The following is a 23,966-nucleotide window of genomic DNA, read 5'->3' on the forward strand; positions in this document are numbered from 1 at the left end:
TCTATAGACCAGAATCGTTGCAAGCCCAAATGAAAATATCTCAGAACACCCTAACTCTTCCGCCCAATATCGGGCGGACCATCGTCAGAAAAAGTGCCCTAATAGCTTGCCCGCTATTAGGAACGGATAAATTTATCAAGTTTTGCAAGGACCGAAGCCTGCCGCTAAATCGAAAGCGTTTGATTGGGCTGGAACGACTTGGGCTATTTGCACCGGTCTACCGAGTACGAACACCGCCACGAGCAAAGCGATCTTTCGTGCTTCTATCTATAAAGGAGAATGACTGGTTTAGGAAAGGGTGGGCTTGGGACACGACCTCCATCCAAGATTCCCATACTGTTCCTGACACTAAAGACCAGAATCAAGAGGGCTACTACTCAATCTTTCAGCTTGCGCACCTCGACTTCATCTTGAACAGCATGACTCTTTCTGTGCATATGGACGGTTTTCTGGAAACCAAAGAGACAAGAGATATAGACTGGAATAAGAATGGCAAGAAATGGATGGAGATCTTTGAAGACAGCGCAAACATGCTACGCGAGCATGAGCACCGTCGCAGTCGGGCTTTGCTCTGCCAGTTCATTTCGAATCGCTACTATCCCTACACTCAGAGCGATCAACGCACTGGGAAAGTTTCTGTTAAGTTATACGTGGACAGATGGATTATTGTTAATCCAATGAACTGGGATTGGGAGGAATATGCCCGTTGCTGGAAACCGCGTCAGACCGAAAAGCTATTCCAACTTACCGCTGAGAAGTTGCGTCGTGCTTATGAGGGGTTGGCGGTCATGCAAGAAAGCTGTGATCCGATGGCGCGCTGGTATCAGTTAATCCAATTTATACCCATTAGAGAGCGGAACAAGTTAAAAGGTAATGCACTCAAAGCCGAGGCATTGCGTACTGGTGCACATATGCTACGACTTTTATATAAAGATCTGTATGGTGATAACCTACCACATCCGAACGAAGTTACTGGCACCATAATCAATCATGTGCCCGAACTGGAAGTCCGTCGTGATACGCGACGTTATTTGGAGTTTGTTGCGAACCGTTATGGTGTAAACCCTCAACCCAAATTATGCCTGCTTGTTGAAGGTCCTTCAGAGGAACTAGTGATCCAGAGAATATTCGATAGTTATTTTGGAGCGCATCCTGGTAAATTCGGGATCGAAATCATTCCTCTCGGTAGTGTGGATAATGCCACTGGTGGGAGACAAGACCGATACCGTGCGATATTACGTCTCGTGGACTATCTGCATCATAATCAGACATTCACATTTCTCATTCTCGATAATGAAAACTATGCGAAACGACTGAAGAACGCAGCAAAAGAGGCGAAGTCGATCCATGGAATACGTCGATATGTTACCCGGGGGGAATACATCAAGATTTGGTGTCAATCGTTTGAACTGGATAATTTTTCAGCAACAGAGGTCGCTGCAGCTCTTAGCGTGGTGGCACAGGATCGAGCATGCTTTACTCGTTCAGAAGTTATTACATGTACAAAGGACAAGAATCCGAATGCTCGCTTGAGTGAACTTTATAAAAAGAAGACCGGTGGAGGACTTTCGAAGCTTAAATTGGCGGAGCAGTTGGTCAATAGAATGCTGGACAAGAAATCGCAAAGAAAAATCAATAACCGCCCGCTTGTGAAAACATTGGAGCGGGTAACTAAGTTGGCCGCGCGCAACCCCTTCCCTACGATGCTTGATGTCTGGGAGCGGAATCAGTCTTCTAAACTTCTTTCCAAGAGAGGACGTTAAATCATTTGGAAATTATATACTAAAGGATTCCCGAAACGATAAGAAAACTTATGAGAAGCAGGTTAGCTACTGCTAAGGGGAAAAGCCTCTTCCAGCCGAGGCCCATTACCTGATCATATCTGAACCTTGGCAAAGTCCATCTTACCCAGATAAACAGGAAGAGTAAGAAAAGGACTTTGCCGATAAAGACAGCCGGCGGCAGATACCAATGTGTGTTGATATCAATGCCGAACCACCCTCCGAACGGTAAGGGATACCAACCACCCAAAAACAAACAAGTTATCATGCACGAAGCAACTATCATATGAGTATATTCAGCCATGAAGAACATTGCAAATTTCATACTGCTGTATTCGGTGTGATAGCCGGCGACTATCTCGGGCTCGGCTTCCGGCATATCAAACGGGAGCCTGTTGGTTTCGGCAAACGCGGAAACTACGAAAACCACAAAGCCTATAAAGGACGGGATTAGGAACCACATCTGCTCCTGCGCTTCGATTATGTCCCCTAGGCGAAGCGATCCCGTTATGGCGATTACCCCCAGTATGGACAGGCCCAGAGCGAGTTCATAGCTTATCATCTGCGCTGCGGCCCGAAGTCCTCCTAGAAGAGAGTACTTGCTGTTAGAACCCCACCCGCCGAGCACCACGCCGTATACGCTGAGCGAACTTATTCCGAGCACGTAGAGAAGGCCGATGTTTATGTCGGCTATCTGGAACCTTATGAACACGGGATCCTGGAGAAATCCGAAGAGGTCCGTGTGAACCCCCTTTCCTATGGGAATCACTGCGAGAGCCGCAAGGGCCGTGACGAGCGCGAACGCCGGGGCCATTATATACATGGTCTTGTTCGCTTTCGGGGGAATAATGTCTTCTTTGAAGATGAACTTGATGCCGTCTGCAAGAGGCTGGAGCAGTCCCGAGGGTCCAACCCTGTTCGGTCCGTAGCGGTCCTGTATGAAGGCGCTTAACCTTCTTTCCGCGAAGGTTAGATAGGCAACAACCGTCAGGACGACGAAAAAGACAAGCGCTATCTTTGCAACCGCTATTGATATCAGAAGTGGAGTCATCTGCCCGCGCCGTGTTCAAGAACTTTTCCGACGGTACCTATCCTGTCATAGCTAATCCCCCCGTATCCGGGGATCTTGAGGCTTATGTCATCCATCACTTCCGACGCGGAGCCGTAGCTGAACAGGGTCTTGTCGAGCCGCTCCCCAATCATGCACAGTATTTCGCATGCGGACTTAGCATTCCCGGGAGGAGGTATGGCCTTTCTTATCCTCTGAACCCGTCCGGCGTCGTTCGTGAAAGTCCCGTTTTTTTCATAGGGACTTGCCGCTGGAAGTATTACGTGAGCGTGTCTCGCGGTCTCGGTGAGTCTGTAGTCGATGACGGCAAGGAAGCTGATTTTCTCAAGAGCCCGGGAAAGAGCGTACTTCTCGTGGCCTGAAACCATCTCGAACAGGTCCGCCTCGATGACTACTAGCGTATTGATCCTGCCGGCAAGCAGCGAGTCAATCGTAGCTTTCGTATCGTCTCCGTTTGCCTGCGTCATGAAATTCCTGGCTCCGGCGCTGTTTGGATACGGGTCGTTGCTTACGAGATCGAATTTTTTCTCTATTTCCTCGGTTCCCACGGCGCAGATTACCAGGCAATCTCCAAGTGTGGACGAAAGCTTCGCCGCGAGAAACATTTCCTCATTTGTAAGCCTGGCCGATCCCGCAATCGCACAGGTGCCCGCGCCGCCTGACTTTATTCCAGAGAGCCTGGCCCCGACGCTGTTAATCGCGTTTTCCCAGGAGGCTATCTCGTAGTCCCCGTCACTTTTCATTATGGGGTCTTTAAGTCTGGTCGACTTCTGGACCTTCTTGTAGTCGAATCTTCCCCTGTCGCATATCCAGTGTCCGTTAACTTCCTCGTTTATTCTCGGGCGTATGCGGGAGACTTCTCCTTTTCTCGGATCGACGCCCACGGTAATGTTGCACCCGGTGCTGCAGAGAGAACACACGGAGTCTGTGAATTTCATGTACCAGACCCTCTCTTCGTGAAGGTTGTCTTTGGGGAGCAGGGCTCCGACCGGGCAGATGTCAATCACGTTTCCCGCAAGTTCATTATCGAGCGTTTTCCCGGGGAAAACGGAGATTTTCTTCCGAAAGCCTCTTCCGGTGGTCCCAAGTTCGTGGGTTTTCGTTACCTCATCCGTGAAGCGCACGCATCTGGTGCACATGATGCACCTGTTGGCGTCGTACATTATGCGGTCGCTCAGGTAGCTTTTCTGCCTTACCTTCTTGTTCTCGGGACCGCCGACCCTGCTGTAGCCGGGACCGTGATCGAAAGTGGTCATCTGGAGCGGGCATTCCCCTCCCTTGGCGCATATGGGACAGTCAAGCGGGTGGTTTATCAGAGTGAACTCAACGGCTGCTTTTCTGGCCTCAAAAGCTTTTTCGGTGTCCGTCTTGACCACTAGGCCGTCTCTTACGGTCGTGTTGCACGCGGGGAGTACCTTGGGAACGCCTTCCACTTCCACAAGGCATTGCCTGCACTGGGCGACCACGCTCAGCGAAGGGTGATAGCAGAAATGAGGGATCTCTATCCCGGCCACCGCGGCAGCCTGGATGACGTTTATTCCGTCGTCCACATCAAGTTCAATTCCGTCGATGGTTATCTTGGGCATAGAGAGGACTCAAGGGAAAAGCGATTAGCGTAAATATTATCAGAGAAAGTGCTTTTGACAAGTCAGACGTTTTCGTCCTTTTTGGGTGTCTGAAACTTGGTTTTCTCGTCCATATCGTCTTCAAATTCTATGTTCTTTTTTATATCGTCCTTGGCTCTTTGAAGCTCTCTTATCCCCCTGCCAAGGGTTCTTGCGACCTTGGGCAACTCCTTGGGCCCCAGAACCACAAGTGCGATGAAAAGTATTATGAGTAATTCAGCTGTGCCGAGTCCGAACATCGTTTCTTTCTCCCAGTGTCTAATATAACCAAAACCGGAAGACTAAGTGGCGGTTTTGTTAATTTTTTTTACGGGAGTCCTTATAAGTAGTACTAAGAAGGCCGTTGTAAAAGACGCCGCCATCGCCACGATAAGGGATTTCTGGTAGCTCTGGGTCATGTCGAAGAGAAGTCCGGAAACAAGGGGGCCGCTGATCGCGGCGAGGGAGAATCCGGTGCCAAAAATACCGAAGATGCTTCCAAGTGACTTAAGACCGTAGAATTTTCCAAGTATAGTCGGAAACATCGGCACCCACCCGCTGTAGAAAAGGCCGAACAGAAAGCCGAACAGGTAAAGCGACCATACCTCCGCGACCGACAGAATGAGGATTATGGATGTTGCCTGGAAGAAATAGCAGACAAACAGTATGCGCACGTCGCTTATGAAGTTGGTCACGACTCCCGAGAAGAAAATCCGCCCGATAATGCTTCCAACCCCTATGAAGGCGGGTGCCCCTGCCGCGACGAGAGGGGATATTCCCGCTTCTACGGAGAAGTTAAAAAGATGTACGATAATAATGAGAAAAGTGTTAAACCCGAAGAAAAACGCGATGTACATAAGCCAGAAGCTTGAGTGTGAAAACGCTTCCTTTGCGCTCCAGTCAGAAGCTCCCGTATCTTTCGCCGCATCCTCAGAGTTCTCTCCGTACGGTCTGAGTCCCATTTCCTCGGGACGGTTTTTCACCAGAAGCGCGGAACACAGTATCGCGGTAAAAATTACAGAGAGGTAAACAAGGGCGCGCTCGTAACCGAATGATTCTATAAGCCAGGTGGTAAGCGGGTTTACCACCAGACCGCTTACAGGAACCCCCGCCGTGGCGATTCCTATTGCAAGCGCCCTTTTCTTAACGAACCACCTGCTGATGACGGTGACGGGCAGTATGTAGAGAAACCCGTCTCCTATTCCCACCATCACGCTGTAGGTCAGGTAGAGTTCCCATGTGGTTTCGGCATAAGCTGAAAGAAGAAAGCCGAATGCTCCTACAAGTCCTCCAAAGAAGGTTAGGTACCTCGCGTCGTGGGTGTCTATGAGCCTTCCCGCGAACACGAATGAAAAGGCCATGCAGACGCATCTCAGGGAAAAAAATGACGATCCGACGGTATTTGAGAGACCGAAAGCTTCGTTCAGGTAAGGGAGAAATATCCCGAACGAGTAGAGAACCATCCCGTCAAGCGTTATGAGCAGGTGTCCTGCTATGACTATGACCCATCCGTAAAAAAATCTGTTTCTAAGCATAGGTTTTTCGGTTGGAAACGGAATTTCGCCGCCGCGGGCGAATCAGAGAAGTTTCCGAAAATCGTCGTGTCCCCGAAGGTCGGCGAGTGTTTTGAGGGGAAACGTTTTTTCCTCTCCGGTTCTCATATTGCGAAGCGAAAAGACTTTTTTCCGAAGCTCGTCCTCTCCGATAATTACGGAGTACGCAGCCCCGGTTCTGTTCGCTTTTCTCATCTGGCTTTTCAAGCTTTTGTTTTCGTATTCGGTCTCGACCCGCATGCCCTTTTTTCTCAGATCGTCGGCTATCCTCGCCGCCTCTCCTCTGGCTTCATCCCCGATGTGGATAATGCACACGAGCTGTTTTCTCCCCGGAGCGTTCCTCCGCGTCCCGGTTTTCTCAAGCAGAAGCAATATTCTCTCAACCCCCATCGCGAATCCCACGGCGGGTGTTTCCGGTCCTCCCATCCGCTCCACTAGGAGGTCATATCTTCCCCCCGCGGCCACGGCGTTTTGGGAACCGAGTTTGTCAGTAGTTATCTCGAAAACCGTGTCGGTGTAGTAGTCAAGCCCTCTCACTATCCTTGGGTTAAGCTTGTAGGGTATGGATTTCTCGCCGAGAGAGTAGGTAAGCGCGTCTAGATGCTCGCTGCTTTGCTCGGAGAGATAATCCCGGATCGAGAAGGGAATCTCGGACGTTATCTCACGGCATGTTCTGGTTTTGCAGTCAAGTATGCGGAGGGGGTTAGTGCCGAGTCTGTTCTGGCAGTTCTCGCAAAGGGAGTCCTTCTTCGGGGAGAGAAACCCGATAAGGGCCTCTTTGTACCGCTCGCGTTCAGCGGGCTTTCCTATCGAGTTAAGCTCAAGTTCCACATGATCTGAGAGCCCAAGTTCCGTAATCGCAAGCCAGAGCATCGCGATTATCTCCGAATCCGCAAGGGGGTCTTTGGAGCCGAAAAGCTCGGCTCCTATCTGGTTAAAGCTTCTCTGCCTTCCTTCTTGGGGTTTTTCATGTCTGAACATCTCTCCCAAGTAGTAAAGCTTCGTCACGGGCGATTTTCTGTAAAGGGAATGTTCGATAAATGCCCTTACGACTCCCGCCGTTCCCTCGGGTCTCATCGAAACCCACTCTCCCCCCTTGGTCTCAAACGTGTACATCTCCTTCTGGACGATGTCTGTGGTATCGCCGAGCCCCGTTGAGTAGACCCCGGATAGTTCCAGAATCGGAATGATTATCTCGGAAAAACCGAAGCGTTCGAACACTTCCTTGGCTCTGCTCTCTACGAGTCGCAGTTTTTCCGTTTCGGGGTGAAATATGTCTTTGAATCCGTGAAGACGGGCCGCTTTCATAGTACGTTTTCCCGGGGGAGCAGTTATCACCGCAGGTTGGTTAAGGTTATACGCTCTTCAGTCAAAAATAAAGTTTCCGCTACAGAAGAGAGCCCTTCTGTATGACTTGGGATGGTGGGGCCGGCGAGTACTGCTGAGAGGACTGAAATCTCTGGGAAATCGGTGTTTTCAACCAACCTCCTGAAGCTGTTCTCCCAACCCCTTTGCGGACAATACGGGCTTGTTGCCGAGGGAGTTAATTCGTATTCACTTCTTCGCCTTCAAAATTAAGATATATTGTCGTTGGTACACCCTGAGCATCGTATGTATTAACCGCGTAGAGTCCGTCCGTTATATCTCCGTATTGATCAAGGTTGATCGGACCCGAAATTCCTTCGTAGTCAATGTCGTCGTTAACCGTGGTTTCGTCTGTAAGCGCTGCGGCGCAGGTAGCGTAACTGTGGCACTTTGTTCCGCCTCTCGTGACCTCCTGGACTTCGGAAACATAAACGGAGGGATCATTGCTTCCGGCGCTTAAAGCCGCAAGCCTCAGTATCACCACCGCGTCGTAGGCGTGCGCGGCATAATCACTGAAATTGAACCGTTCTTTGAATTCCTCAAGCCTTTGGCCTAGAGGTGGGGTTGAGATTACCTGCTTGAATCCTGCGATCTCGCCGCTCTCCTTCTCCACATGCTGGAAAAGGGCGTCGTCAAACGTGAGCCCGTCCCCGAAGTAATATCCGACTCCGTCGGAAATTGCGGAGGAATCAAGCAATCCCCTGACTATCGGCCCTCCCTCGACATTAAAAACAAGCAACACTATGGACTCTGCCTTGATTTCCTCTACTGCACCTTCAACCTTTAAAACAACATCGGCCGCCCGCTGCGAGACCGTGGCGTCATCTGCGTCATCCGGGAAATCGGCGGTGTCGTAAGGGATGGTTTTGGCCTGTCTGCCATCAGACATTATTCCTTCTCTGGTATCTGCCGCAAGGCTTTTTCCCCATGCGTCATCACGATACACTATGACCGTGTTGCCCTGGGACTGTTTTGCCAGTATCGGTGCCTGAAAACGATCAGAGGGGGCTACTCTGAAGAAAAAAGGCTGATCGCCTCTCTCCACGACCTTTTCGTTTTCAGTTGTAAGTTCAACGGAAGTGGCCGAAGGTGAGATGCCGACCATTTCATTTTCACCCAGAAAAGGATGAATAGACACAGAGTCCGAAGAGTATGAAGGCGCCACCATGCCGTGGATGCCCATTTCAAGAAGCTGCTCAGCGCTTGCGGTCACTTGGGATGCTCCCGCCTGAAAAGAGTTTCCGCTTATGATCTCTGTATTTCCCCCCGCCTTGTTAATGTCTTCTTTGGCGAGATTCACGGCTTCTATAAGAGAACCGTTAAACCCTTCGCCTTCAGCGAGAAGCGTTCCTATGCAGAAAGCTTCCGCGCAGTCCACTTTTGCCTCGTCTTCGTCATCAAGGCACCCCGAAGAGAATATTCCCATAAAAACCAAAAGCAGGGCAGAACCTAAAATGCTTAGTTTTTTCACGACCATATACCTCCAATTGAAATACGAATTGTGCGTCACCGAATCTCCGGTCCGCTGATATGCCTTATTATACAACAAAACAGAACTAAGCGGTTGAATTCTTTGCGGTGATTTATCACTGAAGAAAAGCCTCTTTTCGTTTAATGCTTCGGGAAAGGAAGGGGTTATTCGTTTATAAGTTTTTCTTCGAACTCGCCTATGGGGATTGCGGCAAGGGTTTCTATATGGATTGTGCCCCTTGAACCGAGTTCTATTACGATTTTCGTGATCGTCTCGTTATCCGGAGCTTCCACTATGTTAACAAAGTCGTAAGGACCGAGCGCCGCGTACTGGGCTTCAACCTTGGCGCCCATCTCCTCAAGCTCCCTGTTGACCTCGTTTATCCTCTCGGGCCTCATCTTTATGGTCCTTCTGCCCTCGTCGGTGAGGTTGCTAAGCATGATGTATTTGCCCATTTTTCGCGCCCGAGCCCGGAACTCAGTCAGTCCAGGGTCTTGTCAAGTACCTTTTCTATTTCGCTTTTCGGGACGGCGCCGACTATCTGCTCGGTGACCTCTCCGTTTTTAAAAACTATCAGCGTGGGAATGCTTCTTATGCGGAAGTTCATGGTTGTCTGGGGGTTCTCGTCCACATTTACCTTTCCCACCTTAACGCTGCCTTCGTAGTCATTGGAGATCTCCTCGATGACGGGGGAAAGGGCTCTGCAGGGACCGCACCAGGGAGCCCAGAAGTCGACCAGGACGGGAACTTCGCTTTCCATTACTTCCTTATCGAACGTGGAATCTACTACTTCAACTATGTTTGAGGATGCCATTTAATCTCCTTTGGGGCTTTTATGCCTATATGCTAATACCAATTTGGAATAATACAAGAATGAGGATAGAAGATGTTTCTCGTTTATAGTGCCGGTTGTTGAGTCATGTATAATTTGAAAGGTTTCAGAACGCACACGTGGCGTCCCTCGCATTTAAAACGGTATGGCAGGTTTTTGCGGCGTCCTGAAAGAGATGTTCCGATATATGGAGAATGAACTGTGGTTATACGAACAAAAATCTTTCTGCTTTTTTTATCTGTCTGTATTTTTCCAGGATTCTCGCTCGCTCAGCCTCCTGACGCTCCGGTAGTGGTATCCGCGGTAGTTGAGAGGGAGGTGAGCAAGCCGCTCAGGCTTGTCGGCGCGACATTTCCCGCGAGAAAATCCGTCATATCGAGCGAGGTCGAAGGAGTCGTCGGGAAAATAAACGCCGAGGAAGGCCAGTACGTAAAAAAGGGCGAGACCCTCGCCGAGATAAAAAACGACAAGATCCGCTTCGCCCTTGAGCGGCTTAAGAACGAGAGAAAGGAAGCCCTCGCGAGAGCCGAGCTTTCGGAAAAAGATTTTGCAAGAATGAAAGAGCTTTACGACAAGGGAATTGTTTCCGACGGAGATTTTGACAGGGCGAGGACCCAGAGGGAGTCCGGCCGGGCCGGGCTGCTCAGTCTCGAGAGCCGTATCGAAATCGCCGAATACGATCTTGCGGCGTCGAGAATCGCCGCTCCTTTTAACGGCTACGTGACCAAGCACCACGCCGAAGCGGGACAGTGGCTCGGTCTCGGGGACAAGGTGGTTTCCTTTGTTGATATAGACACGATAGAGGTAATGGCGGGGGTGCCCGAGAGGTATATAGACGACATAAGCGAGGGCATGGAGGTCGAGGTCATACTGCCCTCCCACGATCTGCTGACCGTTCCCGCAAAAATCTCTTCAGTTATCCCGGACGCGGACCCGATAACCGTATCCTTTCCGGTAAGGGTGATGCTTGAGAATCCGGATCATACGATAAAATCCTCAGCTTCCGCCATAATCATGGTAAGGATCGGCAAAACCGAGAAAATCAAGCTCGTACCGAAAGATTCCATAGTCAGGTCCCCCCAGGGCTCTAAGGTCTTTGCCGTGAGGGAGGGCCTCGCGCATCCGGTACCGGTGGAAGAAAAGGGCTGGTATGAGAGTTTCACTCACGTTGAAGGGGGAATAAGCGTCGGCGAGAACGTGGTCGTAAGAGGAAACGAGAGACTAAGGCCCATGCAGAAAGTCAGGATCACTGACACCATAGAGCAATGAATCTTGTCGAGACCTCTATAAAAAATCCCGTAACCGTAGCCGTCGGCGTTATATTCCTCGTTATTTTCGGGGTTATCTCGCTTTTCAGGATTCCCGTTCAGCTTACCCCGGACGTCGAGACGCTCAGGGTTACCGTGAGCACCTTCTGGAGAGGGGCAAGCCCCTTTGAGATGGAAAGCGAGGTGGTAAACGAGCAGGAAGACGAGCTCAGGGGAATAACGGGACTCAGAAGACTTGACAGCGAGAGCTCGGAGAACTCCTCCGAGGTAATACTCGAGTTTGAAGTTGGCGCCGACATTGACTCCAAGGTGGTCAAGGTGTCGAACAGGCTTGACCAGGTAAAGGAATACCCGGACGAGGTCGAGCGGCCCGTGATAACCACCGTCGACCCCAGAGCAAACGCCATGGCGTGGTTTATCCTGAAGCCTCTTCCTGACAATCCCGCTGATATAAATCTCTACTACGATTTCGCGGACGAGATAATCCGCACCAGGCTTGAGAGGGTTCCCGGAGTCGGCGCCTCAAACGTGTTCGGCGGAAGGGAGCGGCTTATAGAGGTTCTTTTCGACCCCGCCGCGCTTGCCAAGAGGAATATTACGATAGCTGGGCTTGCCGCCTCCATTGACAGGGAGAATGAGAATTTCAGCGCCGGTTCCTTTAACGAGGGTAAAAGGCAGTATATCGTTCGAACCGTCGGAGAGTACAGAACCACGCGGGACATAGAAAACATAGTAGTGGCTACCGCGCAAAGCGGTCTTCCCGTTTACCTGAGGGACGTTGCCACTGTCCGCCTCGGGTACGAGGACCCGGGCTACACCGTGAGGCAGAACGGAGAGCCCTGCATTGCCGTTAACGTGCTTCGCGAAAGCGGGGCGAACTCAATAGAGGTTAAAGAGGGCATCTTTGCGGCCGTTGAGGAACTGAATGAGGGAGTCCTCAAGGAAAACGGACTTCGCCTCCGGAATGTCTACGAAGAGACCGGGTACATAAAAAACGCGATAAAGCTCGTGAGGGGAAATCTTATTATAGGCGGCGTGCTTGCCATAACGGTTCTTCTTCTTTTCCTGAGAAGCGCGAGCAGCACGATGATTGTGGCAATCGCCATACCGTCAAGCGTCATAGGGACTTTCATAGTTTTCGAGGCGCTCGGGCGCACCATAAACGTGGTCAGTCTCGCGGGGATGAGCTTCGCCGTCGGCATGGTCATAGACAACTCGATCGTGGTTCTTGAAAACGTGTACCGCCACATGCAGATGGGAAAATCGAGGATGAAGGCAGCCTATGACGGCACGACCGAGGTCTGGGGGGCGGTGCTTGCAAGCACCCTCACCACGGCCGCCGTGTTCATTCCGATCATGTTCATTCAGGAGCAGACGGGACAGCTGTTTCGCGACATAGCCATAGCGATCAGCGTCTCCGTCATACTTAGTCTTCTTGTTTCCATAACCGTCATACCGTCTGCGTCTTCAAAGTACCTCTCCGCGAAGGGCGCGGAATCTCTTGAGCGCCTTCGTATCATGTCGCGGCTGTCCGGTTTCGCGGGAAGGGTATCCGGCTTTATAAACCGCTTTACCGAGGAGATAATGACAAGCGTCAGGAAAAGAGCGGTTCTCGTGGGTTCCTTCACCCTCTTGTCAATAGTGCTTATAATCGCCGTTTTTCCCAAGACCGAGTACCTGCCCACGGGAAACAGGAACCTGCTTTTCGGGATACTTATACCGCCTCCCGGATACAATGTCGAGGAATATACGTCCATCGGAAAGCAGCTCGAGGCTGATCTCGAACCCTACATGAACGGAAAGACCGCGACCGGGAAAGATCTCCCGCGGATAAAGAATTTCTTCTATGTCGCGAGGGGAAAACAGATTTTCATGGGCGCGGTCGCCGAGAACAGAAAGGAACTCAAGAAACTTTTTCCCGTTCTTCAACAGGCCCTATCCAAGGTCCCGGGAACGTTCGGCGTGATAATTCAGCCCAGCATCTTTAACGCCAACATAGGCGAGGGGAGGTCGATAGACGTTAACGTCACGGGAGATGATCTGGATGAGATACTGAGGACCGCCAGGAGCGTGTTTTTCATGTCCATGGAGAGCATTCCCGGGGCGCAGATAAGACCGATTCCGAGCCTTGATCTCGGAAACCCCGAACTCAGGATCATTACTGAACGGGAGGCGGCTTCCCGGGTCGGGATCACCAACAGCGAGCTCGGGTTTACCGTGAGATCCCTGATAGACGGAGTCCAGGCAAGCGAGTTTAACCTCGAGGGACAGGAGGTCGACATAGTCTTGCGGGCGGAGCAGGATTTCTCCGAGAGAACTCAGGATATAGAGAACATAATGATCACTTCTCCGAGCGGGCAGGTAATTACCGTGGGAGCCCTGGCCAGGGTCAGTCTTGAAAACGGCCCGGAGCAGATAAATCACTACGAAAGACAAAGGGTGATAACGATACAGATAACTCCTCCTGAGGAAATTGCGCTTGAGGAGGCGATAGAGACCGTTAACGACGATATAATCTCCGTGCTTCGGCAAAGCGGCCAGGTGGGGGAGCGGACCGGTTTTGTCCTTGCCGGGACCGCGGACAAGCTCGCGACGGCAAAAGACGCGCTTCAGTGGAACTTTCTCCTGGCCGTGGTGATATCGTTTCTGCTGATGGCGGCTCTTTTCGGAAGTTTTCTCCATCCGCTTGTTATTCTGGTCACGGTTCCGTTTGCCTCCCTCGGAGGGTTCCTCGGGCTTTTTATCCTTAACCTGTTCACGTACCAGCCGCTTGATATACTGACGATGCTGGGCTTTGTTATTCTCATAGGGATAGTCATTAACAACGCCATACTCATAGTTCACCAGGCGCTTAACAACATCCGGGCGGGAATGGAGCAGCAGGCGGCCATACGCGAATCGGTAAGGGTGAGGATAAGGCCGATCTTCATGAGCACCCTGACGAGCGTGTTCGGCATGCTTCCCCTTGTGCTTGCCCCGGGGGAAGGCTCTGAGCTCTACAAGGGACTTGGAAGCGTCGTGGTCGGCGGACTTGTTCTCTCCACGGTCTTCACCCTGTTTCTGATCCCTTCGGTTTTCAGCCTCATGCTCGAGTTCCGAAGAAGGCCCTCCTTCTTATGAAACCGGTTTTGTTTGTGGCATAATAAATTCCCTAACTGAAATTGACGATTATCTGGAGGGAATCTTAAATGGCTAAGACGAAATACAGGGTGGAATCCGACTCGATGGGAAAGATGAAAGTTCCCTCGGACGCTTATTACGGGGCGCAGACGGCAAGGGCGGTTGAGAACTTTCCCGTGAGCGGACGCACTCTTCCAAGGGAATTCATAAGGGCGATGGGTCTTGTGAAACTGGCCGCCGCCCATACAAACTCAGAACTCGGGTTCTTGAAGAAGGGTGCCGCGCGGGCCATAGCGAGGGCCGCGCAGGAGGTTGTCGACGGGAAGCTTGACGATCATTTCGTGGTGGACGTTTTTCAGACGGGTTCTGGCACCTCGACCAACATGAACACGAACGAAGTGATAGCCAACAGGGCGACCGAGATACTTAAGGGAAAGACCCGGGTGCATCCGAACGACCATGTGAACATGGGTCAGTCAAGCAATGACGTGATCCCCACGGCCATGCATGTCTCTTCTCTTGAGGCGATAGAAAAGGATCTTATACCGTCGCTTGAGTATCTTCGCGACGCATTCTCGAAAAAGGCAAAGGAGTTTGATTACATAGTAAAGATAGGACGCACCCACCTTATGGACGCTACCCCTATACGGCTCGGCCAGGAGTTCAGCGGGTACGCGAGCATGGTCGATCACGGGATCTCGAGATTAAAGGGGATAAGAAACGACCTTTCGGAACTCGCCATAGGGGGGACCGCGGTCGGCACGGGGATAAACACCCACAGGGATTTCGGAAAAAAGGTGGCGGCGAGGATAAGCGAGGCTACGGGGGTTAAGTTCAGGGAGGCTAAAAACCACTTCGAGGCCCAGGCGTCAAAGGACGCGGTTGTCCAGGCAAGCGGAGCGCTAAAGACGGTCTCCGTAAGCCTCATCAAGATAGCAAATGACATACGGTGGCTTGGAAGCGGCCCGCGCTGCGGCTTCGGAGAGATCCTTCTGCCCGCGATACAGCCGGGTTCGTCCATTATGCCGGGGAAAATTAACCCAGTGATCGGCGAGTCGGTTACGCAGGTCGCGGCCCAGGTAATCGGCAATGACGCGGCGATAACGATCGGAGGACAGTCGGGGAATTTCGAGCTCAACGTGATGATGCCCATGATGGCGGACAATCTCCTTCAGTCGATAAGGCTTCTCTCGAGGGTATGCACCGTGTTTGTCGACAAGTGCATCTCTGGTATAGAGGCGGACGAAGAGCGCTGCGGGGAAACCATCGAGCAGAGCCTCGCCATGTGCACCAGCCTCGCGCCGATCATAGGTTATGACAACGCGGCTGCGATTGCGAAGGAAGCCTACGCTTCGGGGAGCACCGTAAGGGAAGTTGCCAGGCAAAAGGGAGTGCTTTCAGACGAGGAACTTGACAAGGTTCTTGATCCGCTGTCGATGACAAAGCCGACTTCCTAGTGCCATGGGCCCGGATAGCCGTTTGGTGGTACAGAGTATTTTCGGCGGAAATTTGAATAATGAGGAAAATTCTTTTAGTTTTTCTGCTTTTTTTAGCGGTTCCGGTTTCTTCTTACGGAAAAGAAGAGGTTTACAAGACCTATACCGATATCGGAGAACTTGAACCGCCGGCTGTAACCATTTCGCAGGTTCTCTCCTCACGTGATGAGTTTGACAGAAAGATATTCACGCTCGAGGGGCAGGTAGGTGATCTGCGGTTCAGGAAAATGGCGAACGGAAGAAAGTTCACTCTGTTTCAATTTTTTGACAACGATCCGGGAAGAAGGATAAACGTCTACGCCAGGGGGTTCGTGCAAGGCATTGAGAACGGCAGCCGAGTAAGGATATGGGGCCGCTACAGCAAGCATAAGAGGTATTTTATCTCAAAGCGAAATAACATCATGAAGGCAAAAAAAATCCAGATTGAAGGAATTCCGCAGTCGGGACAGAGCGGAACTGAAGAGAGAGATTCTTCTTAAGAGGTATTGAGGTATATATTCAGGTATGTATTTAATTGACATTCCATGCAAAACCCCGTACACTTGAGGCATAAAACAGGAGGTAGTTATGGAAACCTTGCTAACCAAAAAAACCGCTTCATTAACCGAACTTCGCGACCCTGGGAATGTGATCAAGAAAGCCGGTGGCAAGCCCGTTGCCATCTTGAACCGAAATAGGCTTGTTGGCTATTTCGTGCCTGCTTCCGCTGTGAACAAAGTCAGTTTTGAGCTTGCTGACCCTGACGAAGTTGACGTCGCTATTGCGAAGAGCATAGCCAAGAATCAGCCAATCCTGGACTATCTGAAAGACAAATAGAAATGAACTATTTGTTTTCAGAAAAGGTGATAGCCATTCATGAACAAGTTGTTGTTGGATCCAGTGAACTTCAGGGTATGGCCCTGAACAAGTCCATTGAATCCGTTCTGGCCCGTGTAGACAATCGCGTTGCCTACGGAATGATTGAGGATATCTTTGAGTTGGCTGCCACTTACGCCTGTTATATTGCCGTTGGTCGTGTATTTAATGACGGAAATAAGCGAACAGCCTTTACGGCAATGGATACTTGTTTGCGGATTAACGGCATAGAATTGGATTTTGACACGGAAAGAGCAAGTGAGATGATTATTAAAGCTGCACAAGGCATTGTTGATGAAGAAGAACTGGCGGAGTGGCTTAGAATCTGACTCAACAGAATTTGTGAATTCAGGATGCCTAAAATGACTCTAAATACTGAAAAGGGAAAAGCCGGCATGCTGTTCGAAGATTTCCTTAAAGAACAGGGAACTTATGAGGAAACGACCGAGCGGGCAGTAAGGCGCGTTCTGGTCTTCCAAGTTGTTCAATTGATGAAAAAATATTTAGAACGTAATTAATCTTTTCACAAGTTCAGATATAATTTTTCCGAAAGGTTCTGCCCCTTGAGGGGTTTCAGTTCCAAAAACGGCTTTTCTCAGAATCTCCGGCATTTCTTTGCTAGATGAAGCTAATTTATCACGCCAAAGAACTCACTTTTAAAAATCTTTTCAAAAAATACGGGCTTAACCCAAGCGACGAAGCGACCCTGTTTCTTCTTCCAGGGGTATCGGTTGTACAGGAAATAGAAGATTGCTACTCTGGCGAAGGGGTGTGGGGGAAAAACCTGCTTACGTTCAGCGAACTTTCTGATTTTGTAAACGAGACATCCCCGAACCTCAAAAAGAAAAGGATATCGAGAACCCAGATACTGTCCGTAACCAGAAAAGCGGCGGAATTGGTCTCGGGCGACCTTGAGGTTTTCGGGGAGTTTTCGGAGAACCGGGATTTTCTCGACGCCGCGGCTTCAATTATCTCGAAACTGAAGCAGGGCAGAATTTCGGTAAAGGAGCTTGCCGGGTCTGCCGGAACGATCAAGGCGCGGAGCCTGCGGAAAAAACTCTCGGATATAGGGCTTGTTTACGAAAAATACGAGGTGCTCATCTCTGAAAGAGGTTTTCTTGATGACGCGGATTCCGTCCGTGTAGTTTCAAAAGAGCTTGACCGGGAAGGAATTGACAGGTTTTTCCCGTCGGCGAAAAAACTTGCTGTCTTCGGTTTTTCCGACTTCACCCTCTGCGAGCTTGACGTGATAAAAAGCCTTTCCTCCCGGGTTTCCGAAACTTTCTTTTTCGTAAGCGATTTCGGCGGTCTTCACGAATACAGAGACTGCTTTGTGGACAGGCTCGGTGAAGCCTCCGTTGTCTGCGAGGAGGATCTCGCCATGATCAGTCAACCTGGGGAGTCTGGACCGAGAACTGAGTTCAGAGATTTCTACGATTCCCACGAAGAGATTGAACATGTCTCAAGGACGATAAAAAAGCTTGTTCTTGACAAGGAACGCAAGCCGTCTGATTTCAGGGTGCTTGTGAGGTCGGCGCAGCGCCGCGGCCGCTCAGTAGCAGGCATATTCGAGAAAAACGGAATCGCGGTCAACCTGAGAAACTGGGGTACCCTCGCGGAGAGCACGTACGGACAGATTGTGCGTGATATTCTCTGTCTAAAGTCCGGCAATTTTCACAGAGACGACCTGATACGTCTTTTTCAGAGCCCGCTTTTCATCTTCTATCTGGGAGAGTCAGAGCCCGCGCGGCGATGCGTGAACCTTGTGAGAACGCTTTCATCCGCCAACGCGAAACACACGACCATAAGCGGAATCCCGGGCTGGAAAAGGGTTCTCGAACATATAACGAATCTTGACGGGCAACTTGCTTCCGTCGCGGGTGCCGTAAACCTCGCTCTTGACTCGGTGTCGTCTAAGTTCGGAAGAAAAAGCTTCGCCGCCATGACTTCTGACCTGAGAAAGGTTCTCTCAGAACTCAGGGCCTCTGAGAGTTCCGCGCTGCTTATAGAGAGAAACGCCGTGACAAGGGAGTGTTTCGATGAGTTTTTCTCTTTCCTGAGAGATCTTTCCTTTTCTCGCGGAGAGTTTGATTTCAGGGTTTCGGGCCCGGCGGAGTATCTGCGCCTTCTCGAAGATGCAATGATGGAGCGGACGGTACCCTACAAGACCCCCAGCGCGCCTGAGACGCGGAGGGTAAGCGTTACTGATTTTTCCTCGGCCCGCGGCACAAACCCTCGGTTTGTCTTTATGACGGGCCTTTCAGACGGCTCTTTTCCCTCTTCCCAGCCAGCTGACCCGGTACTGAAACCCAGGGAAAAAGTCGAAATAAACCGTGCGCTCGGAAAAACGGTTTTTGAGTCAGAAGGTCTTCACTACGAGAAGGAAAAGCATCTTTTTCTCTGTCTCTCCGCGGCGGCTTCAGAGAAAGCGTTTTTATCCTGTTTCCGCTACGACCAGACATCAAAGGAGGTTAACCGCTCCGATTTCCTAGAGGAAACCATGGGCATCTCCGAAACCAGGCGCCCCGGGAGCGTCTGTGCGCCTGAGAACCTGTTCTCGCCTGAAGATATTTTTTTTCACGGTCTGTCATCCTCCCGAAACGGAGACGAGAGAATCTCCGGGACTCTTATTCGTCACTACGGCTCTGACATTCTGGGCCATCTTCGCGCCGGTGTTTCCGCCGAGAGAAAGAGGCTTGAGGCGGATGGAAATTATAGTGAATTTGAAGGGGCGCTCCTTTCTCCTCCTCCGCGACCGGATGCTTTTTCTCCCACAGCGCTTGAAGATTACGGCACATGCCCCTTCATGTATTTTTCAAAAAGGATCTTGGGACTTTCAAATCCGCGGTCCCCGGACGAGCAAAGGGCCTCTCGGCTCGACCTGGGCTCGCTCGCCCACAGATTTCTCGGTGAGTTTATGGAGAGTCTTTTCTCCGGAAGCTCGGACCATGGTGGAGAAGGCGGCGTTGGAATGCTCTATGATGAGCTCAGGCAGAAGTATGAGAGCGGCACCGCGATTTTTTCCCATCTTCCCGAAAATGTCGCGGCCGCGGAGAAAAAAGCATTTTTTGAACACACGCTCTGGAATTTTATCTATGATGAGCTGTGGAGAATCGAAAAGGATCTCCACGTGCCGTCATTTTTTGAAAAGGAAGTGGAGTTCCGCATAGAGGATGTGAAAATCAGGGGGAAGGTTGACAGAGTTGATATCCAGAGTTCGTTTGAACACGGAACCAAGGTTGAAGTCGTGGATTACAAGATCGGAGGTATCGGGGAGAAGAAATTTTTTGACTTCAGGAATCTCCAGCTCCCTCTTTACCTAAGAGCGCTGCTTGATGAAGGAATGTATCCGGTCCGCGGATCCTATCGTTCAATCTCAAACCCGGAAAAGATCGTTTCGTCCAGAAAGATTTCCGACATTTCTTTTCGCGAAGCGGTTTCTCTCGCCGGATCCTACATAAGCTGCATAGAGAGAGGATTCTTTCCTCCGTACGTGGGGAAAAAACCGGCGGAACATGGCGAATACCTGCTTCAGATGCTGAAGGGTCAGCCTTGCTCATACTGTGATTACGCGGATCTCTGCAGGGTGAAAAACGGGACAAAAAGAAAAGCGGCAGCTTCTGCGGAGGAGGGCGATGCGGAGAATATCTGAATTTCTGAGCCTTAACCAAGAGCAGAGCCGGATACTGGAAGCGGCGGAGAAGACGGCTGTGAGGGCGGGAGCCGGATCGGGCAAGACAAGGGCCATAATAGCCAGATATATAGGCATTCTCGAAACCGGGGAGGCGGATATCCCGCAGATAGTGGCTATTACCTTCACGGAAAACGCCGCGGCTGAACTCAAGTCAAGGATAATACACGAGATAGCAAGATATATCGGCAGGTACGGGCACAGGGGAAACATAATGGACGGGTGGCGCAGAAAAATTTCATCCGCTCCCATAGGAACGATTCACAGTTTCTGTTCGGGAATGCTCAGGGAAAACGCCTTTGATTCAGGGCTCCCCCTCGGTTTCTCCGTGATTGAGGATTCGGAGAAAGATTCTTTTTACGAGCAGAGCGCGGGCAGGTTCTTTCTGGAGAAAACAAAAAGCGCCGACCCCCGTCTCAGAAGGCTTCTGGAACTTGAGTCTTATGATTACGCCCGGATAGTGAGAACAACGTCCATGATACTGAAAGAAGCGGCGAGGCTTCATCTCGTCCCTCCCTTCAGCTATGTCGCCAGCCATGCTTTTCCGGAGAAGCCCGACGCTGGAAAACTTGAAGACATGCAGAGGGATCTCCAGAAAAAGATCGGGGAGCATATCTCCCTGCTTCCTTCCGTTTCCAGGAAAAAAAGAGACGATCTCGAAGTTCTTGGCAGAAAAATAGACATAACCTTGGGCATTGACAGCAATATTCGCCACCTAAAAGTACTTTACGGGAGCGTAAAAGACAGCGTGAAAACCTATGAGGTTGAGCAGTCGAGAAAATCGCTTCTGAGTACCTTGTTTCGGATAATGGGCTATTACGACCATGAGATCAACTCTCTTTATCTCGATCTCTCGGGTGACGCGTACCAGTTTCTGGTCAACCGGAGAATCGGAGAGGAGAAGATTGAATACGAGGACATGATCCGGTTCGCCATGGAACTTCTCGGAGAAAATCCCGGGATACTCAGTTATTACAGGAATTTTTTCAGGTTCATAATAGTTGACGAATTTCAGGATACGGACTGTCTTCAGCTTGAGCTTCTGGAGCTGCTTACGGACGGCGACGCGGGCGGGAGCCTTATAGCCGTTGGCGATCTTAACCAGTCGATCTACGGTTTCAGGGGAGCGCAGCCCGAGATGTTCGCGGATATACTGGGGCGCGAGGACTTTGAAAAGATTTCCTTTACGACCAACTACCGCTCAAGCGGATCCCTTATAGGATTTTTCAACGCTTTTTTCGAAGGCGTTTTCCCGACGGGATATTATGATCCGATGACGCTTGCGCCGGGGGAAGCCGACTCCGGAGAACCCGTCGAGGTGATTGTCAGCGAGGGCGCGAGCTCCTCTGAGTGCGCCGAGCTCGAGGCACGCGCCGTGGCTTCGAGGATAGCGGAGCTTCAGCGGGAATCCTGCGGGAGGACGGCAATTCTTTTCAGGTCGTCTTCAAAGGTTTCTGTTTATGAAAACGCGCTTGCGCGGGAAGGGGTAAGGTTCCAGTCCCGCGTGGGACGCGATTTCTACGATCTCGCTGAAGTTAGGGATGTTATGTCCATGCTTCGGTATTTTCTTGATCCGAAGGATGATCTGGCTCTTGCGTCGGTGCTCAGGTCTCCCTACTTCGGGGCGTCTGATGATGAACTGCTTTCCCATTTCCGCGGCGAACCGCAAAAAAACGGCCGCAGAGTCAGCGAATATATACGCTTTCTTGACAGAAAAAGGGAGGAGAACATCGGCGCCGATACATTCAGGGTGGTTGATCTCGCGGTAAACGGCCTCGGTTATTCCTCCGCGGTCCGCGCTCTTCCTGACAGCGAGGCGAGGTATCTTAACCTCAGAAAAGTTCTTCTCGTGACCGAAGGCCTGATTTCGCGTAAAGGGTGCGGACTTTGCCAGGTGGTCGAACATTTTGATTCAATGTGGCGGGAGGGGGCCGAAGAACGCATGTTTGAAGAAACGGGCGACGACGTGGTGAGGCTCATGACGGTTCACGGGGCGAAGGGGCTTGAGTTTGAGAATGTTTTTATCTGCGATACCAATTCACGGAAACCGACCAAATCCGAAAGAGTGATGGCGGACGTAGAGAGAGGATTTATAATCAGATATCCTGCCGCCGCTTCGGATTACTGGAATGACCTCAAGGGGGATATTGAAACAAGAGAAGCGCTTGAAGAGCGGCGGGCGCTTTACGTGGCGATGACCCGGGCGGAGAAAAGGCTTTTTATATGTTTAAGCGGCAAACGTGCGTCCAAGGAACAGCGGATACTGATCGAGGAGGACAGCTTCGCCGAACTCATCGATTCAAGACTTTCGCTGTCTTCCCGGTGTCTTCAAATTCCGGACGGGTTTGCGGACCAGGAGATGGGAATCGTTTTCCCGGGCCTTGGGACCACGGCATCAAAGGAACCTGTCCGCGTCCGCGAAACTCCCTCTTCCGTGAGAAAGGAAATTTCTTCCGACCTTAAATACACAGAACCGCTCTACGGAGATGAAGAAAAACCGTCGCGTGCCAGAATATCTGCTCTGCCGGACCTGTTTTCACCGATCAGTCGTTTAAAAGACCCGGAGAGAACCGGAAGCATAATGCACAGATTCCTTGAGACCTGGGACTTCACGGAGGAAACGGTTGAGAAGGAAATTGAATTCGTTCTGGGGGAATTTCTCGTCTCAAACCCGGACATGAAGGAACTCCTGTTTGAGCTTTCCTCAAACTTCCTTTCCTCGGAGCTTTTTCCCTTTATCAGTGCGGCCGGGCGGATCAGAAGGGAACTTAAGTTTGTCTTTGACCCGGGGGAAGATTCTCCGAGAAGAGGCAGAATAGATCTTCTGACTGAAGAGAAGGCGGGAATGCGTCTTTTCGATTACAAGTACAGAAAATCGATGGATGACGAAGCCCGAAGCGTTTACGAGGAACAGATGGACGGCTACTGCGAGGCTGTGCGCTCAAGGTTTGAGAAACCGCTGCTTTCGCGCCACATAGTCCTTATCCCGCAGGTGGAGCTTGTCTCCATATAAAATTCCATGGAAAAGACGGTTGTCATAATACCGGCCTTGAACGAGGAGCGCTCCATAGGTCAGGTAATCGGGGATATTCCCCGGGATCTCGTTACGGAAATAGTGGTCGTTGACAACGGTTCGACCGATTCCACGGCAAGTGTTGCTTCCGGTTGCGGAGCCACGGTTGTAAACGAAGAGAGAAAAGGGTACGGACAGGCTTGCCTTGCGGGAATAAATTACATTAAGAGTTCTTCGTATACACCTGATATCATAGTATTTCTTGACGGGGATTATTCTGATTATCCAAGGGAAATGAAGACCCTTCTCTCGCCGATAGCGAAGGGCGGGTACGATTTCGTCATAGGGTCAAGAACTATCGGCGAAAGACAGAAGGGAGCGCTTTTGCCCCAGGCCCTTGTGGGCAACTATGTGGCGACCAGCCTTATAAGGCTGCTCTACGGAGTGAGCTTTACCGATCTTGGTCCCTTCAGGGCCATAAGGTACGATAAGCTCCTTTGTCTTGACATGAGAGACAAAACCTTCGGATGGACGGTTGAGATGCAGGTAAAGGCAGCAAAGAAAGGATTTCGCTGCACAGAGGTTCCGGTGAGTTACAGAAAGAGAATAGGAACTTCAAAGATAACCGGAACGATTGCGGGAAGCTTTATGGCCGGGGTGAAGATCATCTGGATGATATTCAAACAGCTTTTTTCGTAAGGCTTTGGGATCGTTGTTCTTATGCCGAACTTCATTCAGCAAAACAGCTCATTACTCAATAATGACAATCTTGACTGCGACGTTTCTGACTATAGAGCCTCTTGCAAAATTCTTAAGGCGAGTGAATTTCTTTGAGATGAAGGGATAAA

The 23,966-nt window shown here is 50.8% G+C and carries 19 protein-coding genes; 11 read left to right on the forward strand and 8 right to left on the reverse strand.

The window, feature by feature from the left end:
• The first annotated feature begins 29 nt into the window (after positions 1 to 29).
• Positions 30 to 1,763 (forward strand): hypothetical protein, encoded by a 1,734-nt coding sequence (locus tag OXG10_06090; protein MCY3826931.1) that lies wholly within the window; start codon positions 30 to 32, stop codon positions 1,761 to 1,763.
• Between the two features lie 19 nt (positions 1,764 to 1,782).
• Here OXG10_06090 and nuoH read toward each other — a convergent pair whose 3' ends face one another.
• From nuoH to trxA, 8 genes are all read right to left on the reverse strand, one after another.
• On the reverse strand, positions 1,783 to 2,832 hold the full coding sequence (nuoH, locus tag OXG10_06095; GenBank protein ID MCY3826932.1) for an NADH-quinone oxidoreductase subunit NuoH: 1,050 nt from the start codon (positions 2,830 to 2,832) through the stop codon (positions 1,783 to 1,785).
• Positions 2,829 to 4,436, reverse strand: coding sequence for a molybdopterin-dependent oxidoreductase (locus tag OXG10_06100; GenBank protein MCY3826933.1), 1,608 nt, complete (start codon positions 4,434 to 4,436; stop codon positions 2,829 to 2,831). Before OXG10_06100 ends, nuoH begins: the two co-directional genes overlap by 4 nt.
• Positions 4,437 to 4,498: 62 nt before the next feature.
• Complete coding sequence (locus OXG10_06105; protein MCY3826934.1) at positions 4,499 to 4,714, reverse strand: twin-arginine translocase TatA/TatE family subunit; 216 nt, start codon at positions 4,712 to 4,714, stop codon at positions 4,499 to 4,501.
• Between the two features lie 42 nt (positions 4,715 to 4,756).
• A complete protein-coding gene (locus OXG10_06110; GenBank protein ID MCY3826935.1) occupies positions 4,757 to 5,989 on the reverse strand; it encodes an MFS transporter in 1,233 nt (410 codons plus the stop codon).
• Positions 5,990 to 6,031: 42 nt separating this feature from the next.
• Positions 6,032 to 7,315 carry a histidine--tRNA ligase gene (gene hisS, locus OXG10_06115; GenBank protein ID MCY3826936.1) on the reverse strand — a complete coding sequence of 428 codons (1,284 nt, stop codon included), beginning with the start codon at positions 7,313 to 7,315 and terminating at the stop codon, positions 6,032 to 6,034.
• A gap of 235 nt (positions 7,316 to 7,550) precedes the next feature.
• Positions 7,551 to 8,843 carry a hypothetical protein gene (locus OXG10_06120; protein ID MCY3826937.1) on the reverse strand — a complete coding sequence of 431 codons (1,293 nt, stop codon included), beginning with the start codon at positions 8,841 to 8,843 and terminating at the stop codon, positions 7,551 to 7,553.
• A 164-nt stretch (positions 8,844 to 9,007) separates the two neighbouring features.
• Positions 9,008 to 9,298 carry a GYD domain-containing protein gene (locus OXG10_06125; protein ID MCY3826938.1) on the reverse strand — a complete coding sequence of 97 codons (291 nt, stop codon included), beginning with the start codon at positions 9,296 to 9,298 and terminating at the stop codon, positions 9,008 to 9,010.
• 26 nt (positions 9,299 to 9,324) lie between these two features.
• Positions 9,325 to 9,657 carry a thioredoxin gene (trxA, locus tag OXG10_06130; GenBank protein ID MCY3826939.1) on the reverse strand — a complete coding sequence of 111 codons (333 nt, stop codon included), beginning with the start codon at positions 9,655 to 9,657 and terminating at the stop codon, positions 9,325 to 9,327.
• A 219-nt stretch (positions 9,658 to 9,876) separates the two neighbouring features.
• On the opposite strand from trxA, the gene OXG10_06135 reads away from it, so the two are divergent.
• The 10 genes from OXG10_06135 (at position 9,877) to OXG10_06180 (ending at position 23,817) form a co-directional block, all read left to right on the forward strand.
• Positions 9,877 to 10,944 carry an efflux RND transporter periplasmic adaptor subunit gene (locus tag OXG10_06135; GenBank protein ID MCY3826940.1) on the forward strand — a complete coding sequence of 356 codons (1,068 nt, stop codon included), beginning with the start codon at positions 9,877 to 9,879 and terminating at the stop codon, positions 10,942 to 10,944.
• Complete coding sequence (locus OXG10_06140; protein ID MCY3826941.1) at positions 10,941 to 14,063, forward strand: efflux RND transporter permease subunit; 3,123 nt, start codon at positions 10,941 to 10,943, stop codon at positions 14,061 to 14,063. The genes OXG10_06135 and OXG10_06140 overlap by 4 nt, the downstream gene beginning before the upstream one ends.
• 68 nt (positions 14,064 to 14,131) lie before the next feature.
• Positions 14,132 to 15,520 carry a class II fumarate hydratase gene (locus OXG10_06145; protein MCY3826942.1) on the forward strand — a complete coding sequence of 463 codons (1,389 nt, stop codon included), beginning with the start codon at positions 14,132 to 14,134 and terminating at the stop codon, positions 15,518 to 15,520.
• A 59-nt stretch (positions 15,521 to 15,579) separates the two neighbouring features.
• The gene (locus OXG10_06150; GenBank protein ID MCY3826943.1) at positions 15,580 to 16,038 is read left to right on the forward strand and encodes a hypothetical protein; all 459 of its coding nucleotides are present in this window, start codon (positions 15,580 to 15,582) and stop codon (positions 16,036 to 16,038) included.
• 88 nt (positions 16,039 to 16,126) lie between these two features.
• Positions 16,127 to 16,375 (forward strand): hypothetical protein, encoded by a 249-nt coding sequence (locus tag OXG10_06155; protein ID MCY3826944.1) that lies wholly within the window; start codon positions 16,127 to 16,129, stop codon positions 16,373 to 16,375.
• A 2-nt stretch (positions 16,376 to 16,377) separates the two neighbouring features.
• Complete coding sequence (locus tag OXG10_06160) at positions 16,378 to 16,743, forward strand: type II toxin-antitoxin system death-on-curing family toxin (protein MCY3826945.1); 366 nt, start codon at positions 16,378 to 16,380, stop codon at positions 16,741 to 16,743.
• A 33-nt stretch (positions 16,744 to 16,776) separates the two neighbouring features.
• Positions 16,777 to 16,932: a hypothetical protein gene (locus tag OXG10_06165; GenBank protein MCY3826946.1), complete on the forward strand. Its 156-nt coding sequence runs from the start codon at positions 16,777 to 16,779 to the stop codon at positions 16,930 to 16,932.
• A 104-nt stretch (positions 16,933 to 17,036) separates the two neighbouring features.
• Positions 17,037 to 20,066, forward strand: coding sequence for a PD-(D/E)XK nuclease family protein (locus tag OXG10_06170; GenBank protein ID MCY3826947.1), 3,030 nt, complete (start codon positions 17,037 to 17,039; stop codon positions 20,064 to 20,066).
• The gene (locus tag OXG10_06175; protein MCY3826948.1) at positions 20,050 to 23,118 is read left to right on the forward strand and encodes a UvrD-helicase domain-containing protein; all 3,069 of its coding nucleotides are present in this window, start codon (positions 20,050 to 20,052) and stop codon (positions 23,116 to 23,118) included. Before OXG10_06170 ends, OXG10_06175 begins: the two co-directional genes overlap by 17 nt.
• A 6-nt stretch (positions 23,119 to 23,124) precedes the next feature.
• On the forward strand, positions 23,125 to 23,817 hold the full coding sequence (locus tag OXG10_06180; protein ID MCY3826949.1) for a glycosyltransferase family 2 protein: 693 nt from the start codon (positions 23,125 to 23,127) through the stop codon (positions 23,815 to 23,817).
• Positions 23,818 to 23,966 lie beyond the last annotated feature (149 nt).

Source organism: Candidatus Dadabacteria bacterium (assembly GCA_026706695.1).
Lineage (GTDB): Bacteria > Desulfobacterota_D > UBA1144 > Nemesobacterales > Nemesobacteraceae > Nemesobacter.

What these genes read in the sequence shown, in the direction of transcription:
- OXG10_06100 (MCY3826933.1), bottom strand. Translation starts at nt 4,436, where the DNA reads ATGCCCAAGATAACCATCGACGGAATTGAACTTGATGTGGACGACGGA.
- trxA (MCY3826939.1), bottom strand. Translation starts at nt 9,657, where the DNA reads ATGGCATCCTCAAACATAGTTGAAGTAGTAGATTCCACGTTCGATAAG.
- OXG10_06105 (MCY3826934.1), bottom strand. Translation starts at nt 4,714, where the DNA reads ATGTTCGGACTCGGCACAGCTGAATTACTCATAATACTTTTCATCGCA.
- OXG10_06170 (MCY3826947.1), top strand. Translation starts at nt 17,037, where the DNA reads ATGAAGCTAATTTATCACGCCAAAGAACTCACTTTTAAAAATCTTTTC.
- OXG10_06140 (MCY3826941.1), top strand. Translation starts at nt 10,941, where the DNA reads ATGAATCTTGTCGAGACCTCTATAAAAAATCCCGTAACCGTAGCCGTC.
- OXG10_06155 (MCY3826944.1), top strand. Translation starts at nt 16,127, where the DNA reads ATGGAAACCTTGCTAACCAAAAAAACCGCTTCATTAACCGAACTTCGC.
- OXG10_06090 (MCY3826931.1), top strand. Translation starts at nt 30, where the DNA reads ATGAAAATATCTCAGAACACCCTAACTCTTCCGCCCAATATCGGGCGG.
- OXG10_06110 (MCY3826935.1), bottom strand. Translation starts at nt 5,989, where the DNA reads ATGCTTAGAAACAGATTTTTTTACGGATGGGTCATAGTCATAGCAGGA.
- OXG10_06165 (MCY3826946.1), top strand. Translation starts at nt 16,777, where the DNA reads ATGACTCTAAATACTGAAAAGGGAAAAGCCGGCATGCTGTTCGAAGAT.
- OXG10_06180 (MCY3826949.1), top strand. Translation starts at nt 23,125, where the DNA reads ATGGAAAAGACGGTTGTCATAATACCGGCCTTGAACGAGGAGCGCTCC.
- OXG10_06150 (MCY3826943.1), top strand. Translation starts at nt 15,580, where the DNA reads ATGAGGAAAATTCTTTTAGTTTTTCTGCTTTTTTTAGCGGTTCCGGTT.
- OXG10_06160 (MCY3826945.1), top strand. Translation starts at nt 16,378, where the DNA reads ATGAACTATTTGTTTTCAGAAAAGGTGATAGCCATTCATGAACAAGTT.
- OXG10_06125 (MCY3826938.1), bottom strand. Translation starts at nt 9,298, where the DNA reads ATGGGCAAATACATCATGCTTAGCAACCTCACCGACGAGGGCAGAAGG.
- OXG10_06145 (MCY3826942.1), top strand. Translation starts at nt 14,132, where the DNA reads ATGGCTAAGACGAAATACAGGGTGGAATCCGACTCGATGGGAAAGATG.
- OXG10_06175 (MCY3826948.1), top strand. Translation starts at nt 20,050, where the DNA reads ATGCGGAGAATATCTGAATTTCTGAGCCTTAACCAAGAGCAGAGCCGG.
- hisS (MCY3826936.1), bottom strand. Translation starts at nt 7,315, where the DNA reads ATGAAAGCGGCCCGTCTTCACGGATTCAAAGACATATTTCACCCCGAA.
- nuoH (MCY3826932.1), bottom strand. Translation starts at nt 2,832, where the DNA reads ATGACTCCACTTCTGATATCAATAGCGGTTGCAAAGATAGCGCTTGTC.